This window comes from Propylenella binzhouense, assembly GCF_009866965.1.
Lineage (GTDB): Bacteria > Pseudomonadota > Alphaproteobacteria > Rhizobiales > Afifellaceae > Propylenella > Propylenella binzhouense.
Genome location: NZ_SPKJ01000081.1, coordinates 1 through 18,096 on the forward strand (window position 1 = coordinate 1; position 18,096 = coordinate 18,096).

Consider the following 18,096-nt stretch of genomic DNA (forward strand, 5'->3'; position numbering starts at 1 on the left):
CGCGCGGCCAGCGACGGGAGGCACCGATGCGCCGGCGCAGTGACGGGCGGCTTATGGCAGGCGGGCGGCTCGCCGCGGCGCTGGCGCTTGCGCTCCTTCTCCCCGCCGGCCCCGCCGCGGCCACGCCCGCCGGCAGCGGCGGCGAGAGCGAGAGCGGGACGCTCCGGGTCTGCGCCGACCCGAACAACATGCCCTTCTCCAACGACAGGGGAGAGGGCTTCGAGAACCGGATCGCCGAGTTCGTCGCGCGCGAGCTCGGCTATCGCGGCGTCGCCTATACCTGGTGGGCGCAGCGGCGCGGCTTCATCCGCAACACGCTCAAGGCCGGCGCCTGCGACGTCGTCATCGGCGTTCCGGCCGGGATGGAGATGGTCGCCACCACGCGGCCCTATTACCGCTCGACCTACGTCTTCGTCGAGCGGCGCGACCGCGGCCTGAAGCTCGCCTCGCTCCGGGATCCGCGGCTCGGATCGCTCAGGATCGGCGTCCACCTCATCGGCGATGACGGCGCCAACACGCCGCCGGCCGACGCGCTCGGCGAGGAGGGCATCATCGACAACGTCGTCGGCTACATGATCTACGGCGATTACAGCGAACCCGCGCCGCCGAGCCGGCTCGTGGAGGCCGTCGCGACGGGCGAGGTCGATGTCGGCGCGGCCTGGGGCCCGCTCGCGGGCTATTTCGCGCAGCGCGCCGGCGTGCCGCTCGACGTCGTCCCGATCGCCGATACCGGCGGCTTTGCGCCGCTCGCCTTCCAGTTCGACATCGCGATGGGCGTGCGCCACGGCGACGAGGCGCTCCGCGGCCGGCTCGACGCGCTGATCGCGGAGCGGGGCGATGCGCTTCGCGCGATTCTCGCCGGATACGGCGTGCCGCTCCTGCCGGTCTCCGCGGCTGCCGGCAAGCGCGGGGGCGGCGATGACTAGGGCCGCTCGCATCGGCGCGGCCGCGCTCGCCGGCCTCGTCCTCTCCGGGGGCGCCTGGTCCCAGGAGGGGGCCCAGGAGGGGATGGCGGCCGGGCGTCCCGGCACGGCGATCGAGATGCAGGACCGGCTCGCCGGCGGCGGGCCCGATCTCGGCCAGGTGCCGGTGACGCACGTCTTTCCGGGCGGCGTGAAGATCGCGCCGGCCATGGCGAATCCGGTCGCCGGCGATCCCGGCGCGGCGGAGCGGGGAATGCGGCACTTCAGTTCGTTCAACTGCTCCGGCTGCCACGCGCCCAACGGGGCGGGCGGCATGGGCCCGTCGCTCAGCAACAGCGCCTTCATCTACGGCGCCGATCCGGCGAACATCTTCCTGTCGATCTACCAGGGACGGCCGCATGGCATGCCGGCCTGGGGCGGCATGCTGCCGCCGGAGGTGATCTGGGAGCTGGTGAGCTACGTCCAGTCGATCAGCGCGGAGCCGTCCGGGCCGTGGGGAACGACGACCTCGCTCGAGGCCTTCCGGATCGAGCAGGTACCCGCGGAATATCTGAAGACGACGACGCCGTGGAAGCATACCAACCCGTTCAGCTTCGGGCAGAAGCCGTTCGAGAAGACACCGAAGCCGTGACCGCGCCATGCGAGGAACCCCAGCGCGCCCGCAAATGGAACGTCCCGGCGCCTTCGGCCTGACCGTCGGCCTGTCGATCGGACTGTCGGCGGCGCTCGGCGGGTGCACGACGGGCGACCTGCCGATGAACTACCTGCGGACGTTCGGCGCGCGCGGCGACCCGATCACCGCGCTCACCTGGGGGCTGCTGGTCCAGTCGATCGTCGTCGTCGTCCTCGTCAGCCTCGCCGTCATCCTCGGCATCTATCTGCGCAGGTCCCGGTTCGAGCATCCGGAAGGCGAGCGCGAGCCGCTCGTGCGCCGCTCGGGCGGCATCACCTTCATCGGGGTCGGAATCGCGCTGACGCTCGTCGCGCTCCTCGGCTCGACGGTCTGGACCGTCGCCACGCTCGCCGCGATCAACGATCCGCCGAGCGACCCGCCGCTCACGATCGCCGTCCGCGGCCAGCAATGGTGGTGGAAGGTCACCTACAAGGGCAGTCCGGACCAGCAGTTCGAGACTGCCAACGAAATCCACATACCGGTCGGCGAGCCGGTGCGGCTCGAACTCACCACCGGCGACGTCATCCATTCCTTCTGGGTGCCTTCGCTCGGCGCGCGGATGGACCTGATACCCGGCCAGACGAACGTCACCTGGATGGAGGCGAACAGGCCGGGAATCTATCGCGGTCAGTGCGCCGAATATTGCGGCAAGCAGCACGCCCATATGGCGCTCCGGGTGGTCGCCGACCCGCCGGACCAGTTCCAGAAGTGGCGGCAGAACCAGCTTCGGCCCGCGGCCGAGCCGGCGGCGGAGATCGCCGCCTTCGGGGCGGAGAGGTTCCTGCTGCGGTGCGGCGCCTGCCACACGGTGCGGGGCACGCCGGCCGGCGGCGGCGTGGGCCCCGATCTCACCCATCTCATGTCCCGGGGCTCGATCGCCGCCGACACGCTGCCGAACACGCCCGGGCACCTCGCGGGATGGATCGCCGACCCGCAGGCGATCAAGCCCGGCAACCGCATGCCCAAGGTGGACATCTCCGGCCCGGAGCTCACCGGCATCCGAACCTATCTCGAAACCTTGCGCTGAGGGGCGGACGTGGCTGTCACCGAATATGATCGCGCGCCGCTGGTCGAGGAGAGCACGACCGATTCCCCGCTCGCGAGGAAGCTCGAGGCGCTGTGGGAGACGGAGCCCGGCATCGTCGGCTTCTTCACCACCGTCGATCACAAGAAGATCGGCATCCGCTACATCGTCACCGCTTTCGCGTTCCTGGTCGTCGGCGGCCTCGAGGCGCTCGTCATGCGCATCCAGCTCGCGCGGCCGAACATGACGCTCCTCACGCCCGAGCAGTACGACCAGCTGTTCTCGATGCACGGGCTGACGATGATCTTTCTCTACGCCCTGCCGATCCTCTCCGGCTTCAGCAACTACCTGTTTCCGCTGCTGCTCGGATCGCGCGACATGGCGTTCCCGCGGCTCAACGCGTTCTCCTACTGGGTCTACCTGGCTTCCGGCATCTTCATCTATGCGAGCTTCGCGATGGGCCACGGGGCCAATGACGGCTGGTTCAACTACGTCCCCTATGCCCTGAAGGCGTACAATCCCGGCCCGAACATGGATTTCTACGCGCTCGGGATGGTGTTCCTGGGCATCTCGACCACCGTCGGCTCGGCGAATTTCATCGTCACCGCGTTCCGCACCCGGGCGCCGGGCATGTCGATCAACCGGCTTCCGATCATGACGTGGGGCACGCTCACCGTGTCGTTCGGCAACCTGTTCGCCGTGCCGTCGGTGAGCCTCGCCTTCTTCCTGCTCTGGATGGACCGCCAGCTCGGCACGCATTTCTACGACACGACGGCGGACGGTCAGCCGCTCCTGTGGCAGCACCTCTTCTGGATGTTCGCCCATCCCTGGGTCTACGTCATCGTGCTTCCGGCGATGGGGATGGTCTCCGACGGCCTCCCGACCTTCTGCCGGCGGCCGCTCGTCGGCTACACCGCCGTCGTGCTCAGCACGGTGGCGACGATGGTGCTCGGCTTCGGCGTGTGGCTCCACCACATGTTCGCCACCGGCCTGCCCTTCCTGGCGCTCTCCTTCTTCAGCGGCAGCTCCTTCATCATCACGATTCCGAGCGCGGTCGCGGTGTTCGCGTGGATCGCGACGATCTGGACGGGGCGGCCGGTGATCACGACGGCCTTCCTCTATTTCGCGTCCTTCATCGCCATGTTCACGATCGGCGGCGTCTCGGGCGTCATGACGGCGTCGGTGCCGGCCGACTTCCAGCTGACCGACACCTATTTCGTCGTCGCCCACATCCACTACGTCCTGATCGGCATCAATCTCTTCGGCGTGCTCGGCGGGCTCTATTTCTGGTTCCCCAAGATGACCGGCCGGATGCTGAGCGAGCGGCTCGGCCGCTGGAACTTCTGGATCACCTTCATCGGGTTCAACCTGGGCTTCCTGCCGATGCACCTGACCGGCCTGTTCGGCATGCCGCGCCGGATCTACACCTATCCGCCGGATCTCGGCTGGAACACGCTCAACCTCGTCACGACCGTCGGCGCCTTCATGCTGGCGTTCGGGATCCTGCTTCTCTTCGTCAACATCTTCCACAGCCTGCGGCACGGCAGGATCGCGGGACCCAATCCCTGGGACGGCCCGTCGCTCGAATGGGCGGTGCCTTCGCCGCCCCCGCCCTACAATTTCGCGGTGATCCCGGTGGTGGCGAGCCGCCATCCGCTCTGGGAGAAGCGGCTCGGGGAGGGGATCGGCGAATCCTCCGTGGCGCGCGGCCTCGTGCTCGATCACGGCAAGGAGACGATCGGCACGACCGTGCTCGACGCGCAGCCGGACGTGATCCTGAAGATGCCCGAGGATTCGTGGTCGCCCTTCACCGTCACGCTCGGCATGTCGGTCGGCTTCACCGGCCTCATCCTGACCTACTGGACGCCCTACGGCTGGGCGGCCGCGGCCGCGGGGCTGGTCCTCACCGGCCTCGGCGTCCTCGTCTGGCTCTGGCCGGAACGCAAGCTCGGCCAGGTGGCGGAGCACGCCCATGCCTAGCGCCGCCGCCAGGATGCGCACTCTGCCGGTCGGCAGCGTCGGGGTGCGGGCCTCCGGCTGGTGGGGGATGATGTGCCTGATCGGGACGGAAGCGGCGCTCTTCGCCTACCTGCTCTTCAGCTACTACTACTTCGCCGTGCAGTTCGGGCGCAGCTTCCTGCCGAACGAGCTTCCGTCCGTCCGGCTCTCCGGCCCGGACACGCTGATCCTGATCCTCAGCAGCGTTGCGGTCTGGTGGGGCGAGCGCGGCATCAGGCAGGGCTCGACCGTCCGGCTCGCCATCGGGCTTCTGCTCGGCAGCGTTCTCGGCGCCGTCTTCGTCGGCATCCAGTACCTGGAATGGCTCGACAAGCCGTTCGTGCTCTCGGCCGATTCCTACAGCTCGCTCTACTTCACGATCACCGGGTTCCACATGGCCCATGTCGCCGTCGGCGTGCTGATCCTCGTCGTCCTGCTCGCCTGGTCGGTTCTCGGCTATTTCGACCGCGTGCGCCATGCCGCCGTTTCGATCGGCGCGATCTACTGGCACTTCGTGGACGCGGTCTGGCTGGCGATCTTCTTCACCTTCTACGTCACGCCCTATCTCGGGTGGTGAGCCATGGCTGAACCGGTCGTCCACACCTTCGAAGCCGGCCATCCCGCACCGCACGCGGACCGGGTCTCCCTTCCCGCTCTGTTCTACGGCCTGTGCGCCGGGCCGGCCGCCTGGGGGGCGCAGCTCCTCCTCATCTACGGGCTGGCGAGCTACGCCTGCTTCCCGAGCGAGATGCTCCGCGACGCGCCGGTCCCCGGGTTCCGGGGCATCGTGCCGGTCCTCGCGGCGATCAACGTCGTCGCCCTGGCGATCGCCGCCTCGGGGGCCGTCGTGTCATGGCGGAACTGGCGCCTGTCCCAGAGCGAAGCCAAAGGCGCGGGCCGCCATCTCCTGGAAGCGGGCGAAGGCCGCACCAGGTTCATCTCGGTCTGGGGCGTTCTGACCGGCGCGGGCTTCTTCGTCGCCATCGCCTTCGACACGATCGCAGTCTTCGGGGTTCCGCTGTGCGGAAGCTGATTCTCACGCTGGCACTCGCCGCAATCTCGGACCCGGCCGGCGCCCATGCCGGCGGGGGCCGGGCCGATTTCTCCTGGAGTCTGGAGCCCTGGGTCCTGGCGAGCCTCGGCGCTGCCGCTTTGGCCTACGGGATCGGGCTCGCGCGCATCCGCGCCGAAGCGGGAGACCGCATCGTCGGCGGCGGAAACGTCGCCGCCTTCCTGGCCGGGCTGGCGGTCCTCTTCACCGCGCTCGCTTCGCCCGTCGACACGCTGAGCGACGATCTCTTCTCGATGCACATGGTCCAGCATCTCCTCCTGATGCTGGTCGCCGCCCCGCTGATGGTCTGGAGCAGGCCGTTCCTGGTCTTCCTGTGGGCGCTTCCGCGCAGCCTGCGCAGGTCGTTCGGCCGGTTCCCGGCCCGCAGGGGTGCGGCGCGCGCGCTCAACCTGCTTTCCCACCCGGTCTTCGTCTGGAGCGCCTTCTGCGGGGTATTCGCCTTCTGGCACATACCGGGGCCCTACGGCCTGGCGCTCCGGCACGAAAGCGTGCACATTCTCGAGCACGCCTGCTTCTTCGCCAGCGGCTACGCGTTCTGGGCGGTCGTGATGTCGCCGGGCGGCCGCCGCCGGCTCGAATACGGCGCCTCGGTGCTCTATGTCGGCACCGCTGCAGTCCTGAGCGGCCTTCCCGGCGCGCTGATCATCCTGACCGACCGCCCATTCTACCCGATCCACGCGGAGGGCGCCGCCCGCTGGGGACTGACCGCGCTCGAGGACCAGCACCTCGCCGGGCTCATCATGTGGATCCCCGCCGGGTTCATCTATCTCGCGGCGATCTGCATCCTCTTCGCGCTCTGGATGCGCGAGGCGGACCGGCGCGCCGCCGCCTTTGCGAGGTCGATGCCGACGCTCGCGGCGCTCATCGCATGCGCCGCCCTTCTCGGCGGGTGCGGCGAGGGCACGGAAGCCTCCTCGGAGGCGGGCGGGATCGGCAACGTCCAGCGCGGAGCCGCTCTCATAAGCCAGTTCGGCTGCCCCGCCTGCCACACGATTCCGGGCATCGCCGGCGCGGACGGCCTGGTCGGGCCGCCGCTCACGAAGATGGGCCGGCGCGGCTATGTCGCCGGCGTGCTCCGGAACACCCCGGAGAACATGACGCGGTGGATCCGGCGGCCGCAGGCGATCGTCCCCGGCAACGCGATGCCGGACATGGGGATCAGCGAGGACCAGGCGCGCGACATCACGGCCTATCTCTACACGCTCCGCTGAGCGTCCACCGAGGGGGGCGTGCGGCGTGGGTCAATCAGCCGGGGCGACGTTCCAGCCCCTGCCCTGGTCGCCACAGGCCTCGAGCCCGCCCTCCGTGACCACGAGCGTGTCCTCGAGCTTCAGCATGCCGCGAAGCGGCCGCTCCCGTCCGCTCCCATCCGCGGCCCATGCAAATTGCGCCAGCCTCGAAAACGAGGACGGCGTCGTTGCCACGGAGCCCCTGGCAATCGAGCAGACGCCCCTGAGATGCCCTCGCTGCGAGGCCGGTCCTAGTCCCTTCCGGCCGTCACCATGATCTCGATCCTGATGCCCGGGCCGAGATCGGCGACGCCGATCGTCGCGCGGCAGGGAAGGTGTTCGGGCGCGAGCCATTTCGTCCAGACCGCGTTCATCGCCGGCTTCTCGCTCATGTCGGTGATGAAGATCTGGGCCGTCAGGAGCTTCGTCCTGTCGGATCCCACCTCGGCGAGCAGCCCGTCGATCTTGCGGCAGATGTCGGCCGCCTGCTCGGACATGCCCCCGCTCGTATCGTCGGCGGTGATCCCGCTCAGATAGATGACGCCGCCATGCTCGACGATGCTGTGCAGGATCTCGCTGCCACCGACGCGCTTGATCATTTCGCTTCCTTTCCTGGCCAGGTCCCGGGGATCGGCCTGCGTGAAGGCCGCCGACAAAGAGCGCCGCAGCCGTGCCTCAGTTGAGCTCGCCCGGCAACCACAACACGATCGCCGGATAGGCGATGATCAGGGCGATCAGAGCGAAGATCGCGAACATGAAGGGCGTCACGCCCCAGAAGATGTCGGACACCGTGCCCCGGCCGCGGATGCCCTGCAGCACGAAGAGCGCCATCCCGACGGGCGGCGAAAGGATCGCCGCCTCGCAGATGAGCACGATCATCACGCCGAACCAGACGGGGTCGTATCCGAGCGAAACCACGATCGGCGCCACCACCGGGACCGTCAGCACGACCATGGCGAGGCCGTCCATGAAGGTTCCGAGCAGGATGTAGATCGAGATGATGAAGAGGAGCGTCGCGAGCGGCGGCCAGCCGAGGCCGAGAATGACGTCGTTGAAGTAGCGGACCATGCCGACGGCGGCGATCGCGAAGTTGAGGAACAGCGCAAAGATGAGGATGAGCGTCAGCATCGCCGAGACGCGGACCGTGTTCTCCAGCACCGTGCGCAGCATGCCGGCGCTGACCTGTCCGTTGAGCGCCGCCAAGGCGAGCGCGCCGATCACCCCGAGCGCGGCCGCTTCGGTCGGCGTCGCCCAGCCGGCATAGATCGATCCGAGCACGAGCAGGAAGAGGATGGTCGGCTGGAGCAGGTCCCTGAGCGCCGCGAAGCGGGCGGCCCAGGTGGATTCTTCCTTCTGGCCGGCCCAGTCCGGGCGCACCAGGCAGCAGATCAGGACCACGCCCATGTAGAAGAGCGTCAGGATGATGCCCGGCAGAATGCCCGCGATGAAGAGGCGAGGGACGGAGGTGCTGGTGAGCAGCCCGTAGATGATCATGTTCATCGAAGGCGGGATGAGGATGCCGAGCGTCCCGCCGGCGGCGAGCGAGCCGAGGAAGAGCCGCTCGTTGTAGCCGCGCCTGTCGATCTCAGGCATCGCGGCAACGCCGATCGTCGCCGCCGTCGCCACGCTCGATCCGGAGGTCGCCGCGAAGATCGCGCAGGCGCCGATATTGGCATGCATCAGGCCGCCGGGGAGCCAGGAGAGCCAGCGCGCCACGCCGGCATACATGCGGGTCGAGATTCCCGCATGCAGCATGATCTCGCCCATCAGGATGAAGAGCGGGACGGCGACCAGCGTGAAATCCGTGCTGTGCTGCCAGGCGATGTCGCCGAGCGCGACGTTGAGCGGATAGCGGGAGAGCCCGATATCGATGAAGAGCGCCAGCACGCCGAGCACGGCGGCGATCGGCAGCGCCATGGCGAGCAGGACGAAGAGCGCCAGAGTGGTCTTGAGGAGCATGGTCGTTCAGCCGGCCGCGTCGGCGATCTCGATGTCCGCGGCGCCGGAACGCGGCTCGGCGATGGTCTCGATCGCCGCCAGGTCGCCGCGGGCGAGCGCGAGGGCCGACCTCAGGAAGAGCAGCACCAGGGTCGCCAGGCAGAACACCAGCCCGGCGAGCCAGATCGACTGCGGGATCCAGAGCGGGGTCGAGAGCGGCGTGTTCGACTTCGCGCCGAGCCGCCAGCCTTCGAGGAACATGCCGGTCGCCCGCATGACGAGCACCGCCATCAGCGAGGCGAAGGCGCCGAGCGCGACCACGTCGAGGATGCTCCGCAGCCGCGCCGACAGCCTGACCCTGAGCGCGTCGACCCGGACGTGCTCGCCGCGCAGCGCCACGAACCCGAAGCCCCATGCCATGCTGAGGGCATAGGCATAGCCGGACAGTTCGTCCGCGCCCGTCAGCGAGCGGTTGAGGAGCTTGCGGGACACGATCTCGACGCAGATCAGGACCGCGCTCGCGAGGAGCAGGACGCCTCCGGCGAGAGAGGCGCCCCGTCCGACGCGCAGAAAGAGGTCCTGGATCCGCGCGCCCCGGTCGGCCATCAATGGGCGCTCGCCTTGAGGCCGTGGAGCTTGCCGAGCGTGTCGTTCCAGACCGCCGCGCATTCCGCTCCGCAGCGCGCCGCGAACTCCGCGAGCGCCTTGGTCTCGAGGAGCTCGCGCCGCATCGCGTCGTCCTCGGCCGAGACGGTCGCGAGCTTCAGGTGAGCGGGCGTGAGCGGCAGCGGCTTCGTCACGCTGACGTCGCAGCGCGGGTCGCCGGTCGAGCACCAGAGGCCGTGATCGGTGCCGGACCGCGCCTGGTCCCAGCCGAACGCCGTCATCTCGTCCATCTTCTTGGCGAGGAAGGTGCGCAGCGCAGGATCGAGCCCGTCCCACCAGGACTTGTTGACGATGTTGCCCTCGAGCCCCCAGCCCACGCTCAGCGGATAGATGTCCGTGGTGACCTCGTAGAGCTTGCTCAGATTGCCGGCGACCGTCCCGGTGACGGCGCAGTCGATGACGCCGCGCTGGATGCCCGGGATCATCTCGGCGAAGGGAAGGGTGGCGGGAACGGCGCCGGCGGCCTCCAGGAACTCGGCGAGCGAGGCGCCGGAGGTCCTGACCTTCTTGCCCTTCAGGTCGGCGAGCGAGGCCACCGGCTTGTTGCACCAGAACACCTGGGCGGCGAGCGGCCAGACGCCGAGCAGCTCGACCTGGCTGCGGGTGCGGTAGAGCTCCTGCAGGTGCGGGAGATAGGCCTCGATCGACTTGGCGAGGACGTCGTAGTTCGGGTTGAGCCCGGGAAAGTCCATGGCGTCGTTTTCCGGGACGTCCCCGGAGGTGAAGGCGAGCGAGGCGATCACGACCTGCGCCACCCCGAGCTTCGCCATCCGGTAGACCTCGGGGCCCTTGAGCCCCAGCTCGGTGAGGCTCTGGACCTCGATGTCGAGCTTGCCGCCGCTCTCCGCCTCGACGCCTTCCCAGAAGCTCTTGACGAGCTCGTAGGGCGGCGAGTTCAGGCTCGGTCCAATGATCTTGAAACTGGCGGCCGGCAGATCCTGAGCAAGCGCCGGGGCCGAGCTCCAGAGCAGTGCGGCGCCGAACGCGAGTGTCCGGAACTGAGCGAAACGCATTCCTTTGCCCTCCTCCTGAGAATTCAGCCACAGATCCTGCAGGCGGCGAAGGCTATCGTCTTCGCCGCTTCGACGAGTTCGCGCAGCTCCACCCGCTCGTCGGGAGCCGGCCATTCCGGGTAGTTCCGGATGTCGCCCGGACCGAACTGAACGGAGGGGATTCCCGCCGCCGAAAGCACGTTGCCGTCGCCGGTATTGCCGATGCGCAGCCCCCCGCCGAGCTCCGGCTCCCGGTTGCTGGCGCGGCGGAAGCCCTCCGCCATCGCGACGGGAAGAGGGTGGTCGCGCGCGATCTCGCTCGGATGCACGAGATGCTGGTCGCGTTCCGGATCGTCCGGCACCTGGACCTCGCAGTCGAAGGTGGGGTGCAGCGCCTTCAGCTCGGCGACCACGCGCTCGAGATCGCGGCGGATGCCGTCCGGCGTCTGCCCGGGCACGGTCCGCACCTGCATGGCGAGCGTGCATTCCCGCCCGTAATGGCTCTTGGCGACGGCGTCGAAGCGGTGGAGCGGGAAGCCGGGCAGGTCCGGATGCGGCTCGAAGCTCAGCCACGAGCCCGGCGCGTGCGGCTCCAGGCTCGGCCCGAGCCGCGCGACCATCAGAGCGAGCTGCTCGATCGGATTGAAGTAGCCGGCCTTGGCCTCGGGCGAATAGCGGAAGAACAGCCCGGTGCCGCGGAACACGAGCCGCGGCCTGACCTGGCCGACGATGGTGGTCGCGATGGTGTTCGCCGAGTGCTCCATGTTGATGCACATGTCGGCGCGGACGCCCGCCTTGAGGAGCGCCTTGGTGCCGAGGCCGCCGGCCTTGTGGCAGGCGACGGCGCAGAGGACGATCTCGCCTTGGAGCGCGACGCCGGAGCGCACGATCGCCTCGATCGCGCCGATGGCGGCGACGAGGCCGCCTTTGTCGTCATGCGCGCCGGCGCCCCAGATCCAGCCGTCCTCGTATTTCGCGCCGAACGGATCCACCGTCCAGCCGCTCATCGAGACGACCGGGTCCATGTGCCCGTTGAGCATCAGGCTCGGCCCGTCGCCGCCCTTCAGGCGCGCGATCGTCTGGCGGGTCGTCCGGCCCGGATCGTCCGGATCGCGGACCTCCATGATCTCGACCTCGAGCCCGAGATCCGAGAGGTAGGATGCCAGGAACCCGGCGAGCACGCCCTCCTCGAAGGTTGGGCTCGGGATCCGGATCACGGCGCGCTCGAGGTCGAGAATGCGCTCCGGGGAGACCGCCGCGAGGACGCGATCTATTTCGCTCGACTGCACGGAGGTATCCTCTTGGCCTGGATGTTGCTGTGCAGCATCGGAGGCGGGGGTGAGACCGTCAAATTCTTGTTTCGTCTGACTTCATAACAGGCAGGTATGGCGATGCTGGTGCTGCGCCGACTGGCGATCTTCCGCGCCGTGATGACCCAGGGCAGCATCAGCGGCGCCGCCCGCGCGGTGGGGATCGCGCAGCCCGCGGTCAGCCGGATCGTCCGCGAGCTGGAGGAGGAGTTCGGGTTCCTGCTGTTCGAGCGCAGGCACCAGCGCCTGGTGCCGACGCCGGAGGCGCTGGAGCTGCTCGACGAGGTGGAGCGCCTGCTCGCGCATGAGATCCGGATCGAGGACCGGATCCGCACGCTGCGCTCGGCGGAGAGCGGCGTGCTCCGCATCGCCGGCATCCCGACGCTCGCGGAATCGATCCTCTCCTGGGCGGCGGCCGATTTCCTCGGCGAGCGGCCGGAGGTGCGGGTCAGGCTCGACGCCTATTCGAGCGGCCGGATCATCGAGCTGGTGGAGCGCCAGGAGATCGATCTCGGCCTCGTCCACGGTCCGGTCGAGACCAACCGGCTGCTGGTGGAGGAGCTCTGCGAGACGGAGCTCGTCTGCCTGCTTCCGAAGTCCCATCCGCTTGCCAGGCGCCGCGTGCTCCGTCTCGCCGACCTCGAGGCGGAGCACCTGGTGACGGCCGGGCCGGAATCGGCGCCCGGCCGGCTCTTCCGCGACGCCGCCACCAGCAGCGGCCTGCGGCCCTGCCTCGCCGCGGAATCGAACGCCTCCGCGATCCGCCTGCGGCTCGCCCTGCGGCGGAACCTCGTCACGGTGATCGATCCCTGGCTGCCGGTCACGCAGCCGCTTTCCGGGCTCACGATCCGGCGCCTCGAGCCGAGGATGCCGATGCGCGCGCTGGTCCTTTCCTCGCCGGACCGGCCGCTCTCGCGGCTTGCGACGGAATTCCGCGGGAACCTGCACCGGACGCTCGCCGAGATCACCCGGCTGACCCCCGTGATCCGGGCGGTCGCCGCCGCCGGCCCGGGGGATGCTGACATTGCGGGCGAAGGCATGCACGATGGCGCCCTGCGCGGCAGGTGAGGGGGACGCGGATGATTCGGCCGGAGGAGGCCCTGGCGGATGTCCTGGAGCGGCGGTTCGGGGAGGCGTTCGCGATCCCGGAGGGGCTCGCGGGCCTCGAAACGCTTGCCCGCATGGCGGGGCGCGGCTCGGTGCGCCGGTTCGAGGCGCGGCCGGTCGATCCCGCCTTGCTGCGGCTCCTCTGCGCCTGCGCGCTCGCCGCACCGACGAAGTCCGACCTCCAGCAGCGCGACATCGTGATCGTGTCCGATCCGGCTCTCAGGGCGGCGGTCGAGGGCCTCCTCGTCCAGAGCCCGTGGGCCGCCACGGCGCCCGTCTTCCTGGTCTTCTGCGCCAACGGACGGCGGCTGCCGGCGATCTCGGAGCTCCGGGGCAAGCCGTTCCCGAACGACCATTTCGACCTGCTCTTCAACGCGATCGGCGACGCGGCCATCGCGCTCGCCGCCTTCACCGCCGCCGCCGAGGCGGCCGGGCTCGGCTGCTGCCCGATCAGCGAGTTGCGCAACCACGCGGCGGCGATCGGCGATCTCCTCGGTCTGCCGGACCGGGTGATCCCGTTCGCGGGGCTCTGCCTCGGCTGGCCGGCGGAGGAGGCCGGCATCAGCCCGCGGCTGCCGCTTGCGGTGACGGTGCACGAGAACCGCTATCGCGAGGACGCGCTTGCCGAAGCGCTCGCGGCCTACGATTCCCGGCGGAGCGCGGTTGCGCCCTATCCGCGCCCGATCAGGGACCGGAAATGGGGAGCCGTGCCGGATTACGGCTGGTCGGAGCACAAGGCCCGGCAATATGCCGAGCCGCAGCGGACGGATTTCGGCGCCTATGTGAGGCGGAAGGGCTTTTCCGTCGAGTGAAGGCCGGTCCCGCCGCCCGGTTCAGGCCGGCGCGGCGCTGCGCCTGGAGACCGGCTCGCTGCGCCGGCCGAGCCGGACCGCGATCAGCCGGCGCAGGCGCGCCGCCGCCGGCGAGAGCGGCTCGCCCGACCGTCTCAGCACGCCGATCCGGCGCGTGACGACGGGGCTGACGAGCGGCACGATCCGGATCTTCGGCCGGCGCTCCATCTCCGGCGTCCAGGGCACGATGGCGAGGCCCACGCCGGCCGCCACCAGTTCCACCGCGGTCGTGATCCGCTGCACCTCGTGCTGCCAGTCGAGGCGGACGCCGATGCTGCCGCGCGCGCTGTCGAGGAGCCGCTGGTTGGCGGAATGCGGCCCGATCCCGACCAGGGAGACGTCGCTCAGCTCCGACCAGCGGACGCTGGCCCGCGCCGCCAGGGGATGGTCGGCCGGCGTGACGAGCACGAGCGGCTCCTGCGCCAGCACCTCGTGGATGAGCGTCGGCGCGCCGAGCCCGAGCATGGTGACGGCGAAATCGGCGACGCCGTTCACCACGCTCTCCTCGATTTCGGCCGGGGAAAGATCGAGCACGCGGACCCGGACCGCCGGTTCGGCGGCGAGGAACTCGGCGAGGATGTCCGGCAGGACGTAGAGCGAGAGCGTGGCGAGGCAGCCGACCGTGATGGTGGTCACGCCGTCCGGCCCGGCGGCACGCGCCGCCGCGAGCGCGGCCATCAGCGCATCGAGATGGGCCCGCGCCTCCGGCAGCAGCCGCGCCCCTGCATTGCTCAGCCGCAACTGGTGGCTCCCGCGCACGAAGAGGGGCACGCCGAGCGCATCCTCGAGCCGGGACAGCCGGCGCGAGATCGCCGCCTGCGACAGGCCGAGGCTGCGCGCCGCGGCATGCGTGCTGCCCGTCTCGGCGATGGTCAGGAACGCGAGCAGCGCCGGCGTGTCCAGGTTCATCGATACGGGAACCTCATCGAAGTCGGACCAGAATGCATTACGGGCCGAATCCCGATCCGCCCTATCGTCGGGCCTGCCATTTGACAAGGAAGCTCTGCGCCCGTCGAGCCTGACGGGAGCAACAGGCGGAGCCAAGGGAGGAACCAATGACCTCGTTCACGAGGAGATCGCTCTTTGTCCGGACGCTCGGCGCGGCGGGCCTGGCGCTGACGCTCGCGTCGGTGCCCTTTGCCGCGGCAGAGGCCGGGGGCTATCCCGAGAAGCCGGTGAAGATCCTCGTGCCGGTCGCGCCCGGCGGGCCCATGGACATGATCGGCCGGCTCGTCGCGGAGAAGCTCGGCGCGGCCTGGGGCCAGCCCTTCGTCGTGGAGAACCGTCCCGGCGGCGGCCAGGTGATCGCAACCCAGGTGGCGGCGCAGTCGCCCGCCGACGGCTACACGCTCCTCGTGATGAGCCACGTCTTCACGATGAACCCCTGGCTGTTCGATCGCCTGCCCTACGGCACCGACGATTTCGCCCCGGTCACGCAGATGACCGAGACGCCGCTCATCCTCGCCGTCAATCCGAAGCTGCCGGTCAACTCGGTGAAGGAGCTGATCGACTACGCCAAGGCGCATCCCGGCGAGCTCAGCTTCGGCAGCAGCGGCCCGAGCTCGTCGCTGCGCTTCGCCGGCGAGCTGCTGAAGGAGATGGCGGGCATCGACATGGTCCACGTCCCCTTCGACGGCAACGGCCCGATGACGGTGGCGGTCGCCTCCGGCGAGATCGATCTCGGCTTCGTCAACCCGGTCAGCATTCCCTTCATCAAGGACGGCCGCCTCAGGGCGCTCGCGATCACGTCCCGCAAGCGTGCCGACAGCCTTCCCGACCTGTCGACCATGCAGGAGGCCGGCGTGGCGGGCTACGAGGCCGGCTCCTGGTTCGGCCTCGTCGCACCGAAGGGAACGCCGGACGACGTGATCGCCAAGCTCAACGGCGAGATCGGCAAGATCCTGTCCGATCCGGAGGTCAAGGCGCGGCTCGAAGCCGTCGAGGCGACGCCCGTCACGCAGAGTCCCGAGGAATTCGCCGCCTACATCGCGTCGGAGCTCCAGAAGTGGAAGACGCTGATCGGAAAGCTGGACATCAAGGTCCAGTGAGCGCGGCGCCGGGCCCCCGCAGAGGGGTCCGGCCCCTTCCGGCAACGACAGGGAGCGGAGCCTCGATGAGCCCGTCGGTGGCCATCATCGCGCCGGGACGGATGGGGAGCGGCCTCGGCCGGCGCCTCGCGGAAGCCGGCCTGGAGGTCCGCACGAGCCTCGCCGGACGGAGCGCCGCGAGCGCGGAGCGCGCGCGTGCGGCGGGCATGCGGCCGGTCGCGGACGAGGAGATCGCGGCTGCCGACCTCGTGCTCTCGGTCGTCCCGCCGGCGGAGGCGGTCGCGGCCGCGGAACGGCTCGCGGTCCTGTTCCGGCGCTCCGGGCGGACGCCGCTCTACGTCGATCTCAACGCCATCAGCCCGGAGACCTCGGGGCTGGTCGGGCAGGCAGTCGGCGAGGCCGGCTGCCGCTACGTGGACGGCTGCATCATCGGCCTGCCGCCGGCGCCCGGCTATCGCGGACCCTTCCTCCATCTTTCTGGAGAGCACGCCGGCGCGGCCGGGGCGATCCTCGCGGCGGGGCTCGACGTGACCGTGCTCGACGGCCCGAACGGGTCGGCCTCGGCGCTCAAGATGTGCTTCGGCGGCATCATGAAGGGCATCACCGCGATCGCCAGCGCCATGTTCCTGACGGCGAGCCGGACCGGGGCGGCCGACGCCGTGAGGCAAGAGCTCGCGCGGAGCCAGCCGGAGCTTCTCGCCTGGTTCTCCCGCCAGATCCCCGCAATGTACCCGAAGACCTATCGCTGGGTCGCGGAGATGGAGGAGGTCGCCGCCTTCGCGGGGGCCGACCGGGAGGTTGCGGCGGTCTACGAGGCCGTTGCGAAGCTCTTCGCCCGGCTCTCCGCGGGCTCGCCGGCGGCCGCGGCCGATCTCGCGGCGCTCGACCGGCTCTTCGGCGGCCTGGACGGCGGCTCGGGCGGCACGGCCCTCGCCGCGGAACCGGCGCCGCCCGCTCCCCCGACATCTCATCCTGAAGCGAGAACGCAATGAGCGACGACAGGGCCCTTTCCGGCATTCGCGTCCTGGACCTCACGAGCGTCGTGGTCGGCCCCTCCGCGACGCTCCGGCTCGCCGATCTCGGCGCGGAGGTCATCAAGATCGAGCCGCCGGGCGGCGACGTGCTGCGCACGCTGGGCGGGCCGTCGCCCTCCGGCACGCTCTCCGGCAAGTATCTCCATTTCAACCGCGCCAAGCGCTCGGTCTGCCTCGATCTCCGCCGGGAGCGGGCAAGACGCGTGCTCGACGACATGCTGTCGTCCTGCGACGTCTTCGTCTCCAACATGCGGGTCGACGCACTGACCCGGCTCGGGCTCGACGGCGCGCGCTGCCTCGCGCGCCATCCCTCCCTGATCCACTGCACCATCACCGGCTTCGGCGCGGCGGGACCCTATGCCGGCCGGCCGGCCTATGACAGCGTGGTCCAGGGCGTGTCGGGGATCGCCGGCCTGTCGCTCAGGCGCGACGGCGTGCCCCGCTACGTGCCGATGGTCATCTGCGACCACACGGTCGGCGAGATCACCGCCGGCACGATCTGCGCCGCCCTCTTCAGGCGGCTGCGCACCGGGACCGGATCGATCCTCGAGATCCCGATGTTCGAGACCATGGCCGCCTTCGTGATGCAGGAGCATCTCGGGCCGTCCTCGTTCCATCCCCCGCTCGGGCCGGCGGGCGACACCCGCGTGCTCGACCCCAACAACATGCCGGTCGCCACCGCCGACGGCTGGATCAGCATCTCCGCCAACACGGATGCGCAGGCAGCGGGCTTCCTGAAGGCGATCGGCCGGCCGGAGCTCATCGAGGACGAGCGCTTCCGCAGCGTCGCGGCCCGCTTCCGCAACGCCAACGACTGGTTCGACCTCCGGGCGAACGCCCTGCGTGAAAAGCCGACCGCACACTGGCTCGCCGCCTTCGCCGCGGTCGACGTGCCGGCCATGGTCTGCCACACGCTCGAGACGCTTCCGGGCGACGAGCATTTGCAGGCCGTCGGGCTGGCATCGACCGAGCGCCACGTCACGGAAGGCGAGGTGACGACGCTGAGGTCGAGCCTTCTCATCGACGGCGCGTCGCCGCCGCCCGGCCACGCCGCCCAGCCGCTCGGATGGGATACGCGCGACGTGCTCGGGGAGCTCGGCATCCCCGCCGCCGAAATCGACGCGCTGGTCGAGGAGGGCGCCGCGCATGACGGCCGCGCCCGCCACGCCGCGCTGGCGGAGGCCGGATGATGGGCATGCCGGAGGCCGCGGCCGAGGCGCCGCCGCGCGCG

Annotated in this window: 18 protein-coding genes; 12 read left to right on the top strand and 6 right to left on the bottom strand. The window is 69.9% G+C overall.

Annotated features, from left to right (window positions below):
- Positions 1 to 53 precede the first annotated feature (53 nt).
- The 7 genes from E4O86_RS17790 to E4O86_RS17820 are packed head-to-tail and all read left to right on the top strand — an operon-like array spanning position 54 to position 6,901.
- The gene (locus E4O86_RS17790) at positions 54 to 926 is read left to right on the top strand and encodes a substrate-binding domain-containing protein (RefSeq protein ID WP_425500138.1); all 873 of its coding nucleotides are present in this window, start codon (positions 54 to 56) and stop codon (positions 924 to 926) included.
- Positions 919 to 1,554 (top strand): c-type cytochrome, encoded by a 636-nt coding sequence (locus tag E4O86_RS17795; protein ID WP_161141900.1) that lies wholly within the window; start codon positions 919 to 921, stop codon positions 1,552 to 1,554. The genes E4O86_RS17790 and E4O86_RS17795 overlap by 8 nt, the downstream gene beginning before the upstream one ends.
- 34 nt (positions 1,555 to 1,588) lie before the next feature.
- Positions 1,589 to 2,623 (top strand): cytochrome c oxidase subunit II, encoded by a 1,035-nt coding sequence (gene coxB / locus E4O86_RS17800; protein ID WP_246206471.1) that lies wholly within the window; start codon positions 1,589 to 1,591, stop codon positions 2,621 to 2,623.
- A gap of 9 nt (positions 2,624 to 2,632) precedes the next feature.
- A complete protein-coding gene (gene ctaD / locus E4O86_RS17805) occupies positions 2,633 to 4,600 on the top strand; it encodes a cytochrome c oxidase subunit I (protein WP_161141901.1) in 1,968 nt (655 codons plus the stop codon).
- On the top strand, positions 4,593 to 5,195 hold the full coding sequence (locus E4O86_RS17810) for a cytochrome c oxidase subunit 3 (protein ID WP_161141902.1): 603 nt from the start codon (positions 4,593 to 4,595) through the stop codon (positions 5,193 to 5,195). The genes ctaD and E4O86_RS17810 overlap by 8 nt, the downstream gene beginning before the upstream one ends.
- 3 nt (positions 5,196 to 5,198) lie before the next feature.
- Complete coding sequence (locus tag E4O86_RS17815) at positions 5,199 to 5,651, top strand: hypothetical protein (protein ID WP_161141903.1); 453 nt, start codon at positions 5,199 to 5,201, stop codon at positions 5,649 to 5,651.
- Positions 5,639 to 6,901, top strand: coding sequence for a cytochrome c oxidase assembly protein (locus tag E4O86_RS17820; protein ID WP_161141904.1), 1,263 nt, complete (start codon positions 5,639 to 5,641; stop codon positions 6,899 to 6,901). Before E4O86_RS17815 ends, E4O86_RS17820 begins: the two co-directional genes overlap by 13 nt.
- A 269-nt stretch (positions 6,902 to 7,170) precedes the next feature.
- Here the strand turns inward: E4O86_RS17820 and E4O86_RS17825 are convergent, their stop codons facing one another.
- The 5 genes from E4O86_RS17825 to E4O86_RS17845 form a co-directional block, all read right to left on the bottom strand.
- The gene (locus E4O86_RS17825; protein ID WP_161141905.1) at positions 7,171 to 7,518 is read right to left on the bottom strand and encodes a RidA family protein; all 348 of its coding nucleotides are present in this window, start codon (positions 7,516 to 7,518) and stop codon (positions 7,171 to 7,173) included.
- A gap of 76 nt (positions 7,519 to 7,594) precedes the next feature.
- Entirely contained in the window at positions 7,595 to 8,878 is a 1,284-nt protein-coding gene (locus E4O86_RS17830) for a TRAP transporter large permease (protein ID WP_161141906.1), read from the bottom strand.
- 6 nt (positions 8,879 to 8,884) lie between these two features.
- Positions 8,885 to 9,463 (bottom strand): TRAP transporter small permease subunit, encoded by a 579-nt coding sequence (locus tag E4O86_RS17835; RefSeq protein ID WP_161141907.1) that lies wholly within the window; start codon positions 9,461 to 9,463, stop codon positions 8,885 to 8,887.
- Positions 9,463 to 10,536 (bottom strand): TRAP transporter substrate-binding protein, encoded by a 1,074-nt coding sequence (locus tag E4O86_RS17840; RefSeq protein ID WP_161141908.1) that lies wholly within the window; start codon positions 10,534 to 10,536, stop codon positions 9,463 to 9,465. Before E4O86_RS17840 ends, E4O86_RS17835 begins: the two co-directional genes overlap by 1 nt.
- Before the next feature lie 23 nt (positions 10,537 to 10,559).
- Complete coding sequence (locus E4O86_RS17845) at positions 10,560 to 11,804, bottom strand: M20/M25/M40 family metallo-hydrolase (protein ID WP_161141909.1); 1,245 nt, start codon at positions 11,802 to 11,804, stop codon at positions 10,560 to 10,562.
- Between the two features lie 102 nt (positions 11,805 to 11,906).
- On the opposite strand from E4O86_RS17845, the gene E4O86_RS17850 reads away from it, so the two are divergent.
- Both E4O86_RS17850 and E4O86_RS17855 read left to right on the top strand, forming a co-directional pair.
- On the top strand, positions 11,907 to 12,893 hold the full coding sequence (locus E4O86_RS17850) for a LysR family transcriptional regulator (RefSeq protein ID WP_161141910.1): 987 nt from the start codon (positions 11,907 to 11,909) through the stop codon (positions 12,891 to 12,893).
- An 11-nt stretch (positions 12,894 to 12,904) separates the two neighbouring features.
- Positions 12,905 to 13,744 (top strand): nitroreductase family protein, encoded by an 840-nt coding sequence (locus E4O86_RS17855; protein ID WP_161141911.1) that lies wholly within the window; start codon positions 12,905 to 12,907, stop codon positions 13,742 to 13,744.
- A gap of 21 nt (positions 13,745 to 13,765) precedes the next feature.
- Here E4O86_RS17855 and E4O86_RS17860 read toward each other — a convergent pair whose 3' ends face one another.
- Entirely contained in the window at positions 13,766 to 14,692 is a 927-nt protein-coding gene (locus tag E4O86_RS17860; RefSeq protein ID WP_161141912.1) for a LysR family transcriptional regulator, read from the bottom strand.
- Between the two features lie 146 nt (positions 14,693 to 14,838).
- Between E4O86_RS17860 and E4O86_RS17865 the strand changes: the two genes are divergently transcribed.
- From E4O86_RS17865 to E4O86_RS17875, 3 genes are all read left to right on the top strand, one after another.
- Positions 14,839 to 15,831, top strand: a complete 993-nt coding sequence (locus tag E4O86_RS17865; RefSeq protein ID WP_161141913.1) for a Bug family tripartite tricarboxylate transporter substrate binding protein — start codon at positions 14,839 to 14,841, stop codon at positions 15,829 to 15,831.
- A gap of 65 nt (positions 15,832 to 15,896) precedes the next feature.
- A complete protein-coding gene (locus tag E4O86_RS17870; RefSeq protein WP_161141914.1) occupies positions 15,897 to 16,823 on the top strand; it encodes an NAD(P)-dependent oxidoreductase in 927 nt (308 codons plus the stop codon).
- Positions 16,820 to 18,055, top strand: a complete 1,236-nt coding sequence (locus tag E4O86_RS17875) for a CaiB/BaiF CoA transferase family protein (protein WP_161141915.1) — start codon at positions 16,820 to 16,822, stop codon at positions 18,053 to 18,055. Before E4O86_RS17870 ends, E4O86_RS17875 begins: the two co-directional genes overlap by 4 nt.
- Positions 18,056 to 18,096 lie beyond the last annotated feature (41 nt).

What these genes read in the sequence shown, in the direction of transcription:
- E4O86_RS17835 (WP_161141907.1), bottom strand. Translation starts at nt 9,463, where the DNA reads ATGGCCGACCGGGGCGCGCGGATCCAGGACCTCTTTCTGCGCGTCGGA.
- E4O86_RS17830 (WP_161141906.1), bottom strand. Translation starts at nt 8,878, where the DNA reads ATGCTCCTCAAGACCACTCTGGCGCTCTTCGTCCTGCTCGCCATGGCG.
- E4O86_RS17870 (WP_161141914.1), top strand. Translation starts at nt 15,897, where the DNA reads ATGAGCCCGTCGGTGGCCATCATCGCGCCGGGACGGATGGGGAGCGGC.
- E4O86_RS17850 (WP_161141910.1), top strand. Translation starts at nt 11,907, where the DNA reads ATGCTGGTGCTGCGCCGACTGGCGATCTTCCGCGCCGTGATGACCCAG.
- E4O86_RS17860 (WP_161141912.1), bottom strand. Translation starts at nt 14,692, where the DNA reads ATGAACCTGGACACGCCGGCGCTGCTCGCGTTCCTGACCATCGCCGAG.
- E4O86_RS17810 (WP_161141902.1), top strand. Translation starts at nt 4,593, where the DNA reads ATGCCTAGCGCCGCCGCCAGGATGCGCACTCTGCCGGTCGGCAGCGTC.
- E4O86_RS17855 (WP_161141911.1), top strand. Translation starts at nt 12,905, where the DNA reads ATGATTCGGCCGGAGGAGGCCCTGGCGGATGTCCTGGAGCGGCGGTTC.
- E4O86_RS17795 (WP_161141900.1), top strand. Translation starts at nt 919, where the DNA reads ATGACTAGGGCCGCTCGCATCGGCGCGGCCGCGCTCGCCGGCCTCGTC.
- E4O86_RS17875 (WP_161141915.1), top strand. Translation starts at nt 16,820, where the DNA reads ATGAGCGACGACAGGGCCCTTTCCGGCATTCGCGTCCTGGACCTCACG.
- E4O86_RS17825 (WP_161141905.1), bottom strand. Translation starts at nt 7,518, where the DNA reads ATGATCAAGCGCGTCGGTGGCAGCGAGATCCTGCACAGCATCGTCGAG.
- coxB (WP_246206471.1), top strand. Translation starts at nt 1,589, where the DNA reads ATGGAACGTCCCGGCGCCTTCGGCCTGACCGTCGGCCTGTCGATCGGA.
- E4O86_RS17840 (WP_161141908.1), bottom strand. Translation starts at nt 10,536, where the DNA reads ATGCGTTTCGCTCAGTTCCGGACACTCGCGTTCGGCGCCGCACTGCTC.
- E4O86_RS17815 (WP_161141903.1), top strand. Translation starts at nt 5,199, where the DNA reads ATGGCTGAACCGGTCGTCCACACCTTCGAAGCCGGCCATCCCGCACCG.
- E4O86_RS17865 (WP_161141913.1), top strand. Translation starts at nt 14,839, where the DNA reads ATGACCTCGTTCACGAGGAGATCGCTCTTTGTCCGGACGCTCGGCGCG.
- E4O86_RS17790 (WP_425500138.1), top strand. Translation starts at nt 54, where the DNA reads ATGGCAGGCGGGCGGCTCGCCGCGGCGCTGGCGCTTGCGCTCCTTCTC.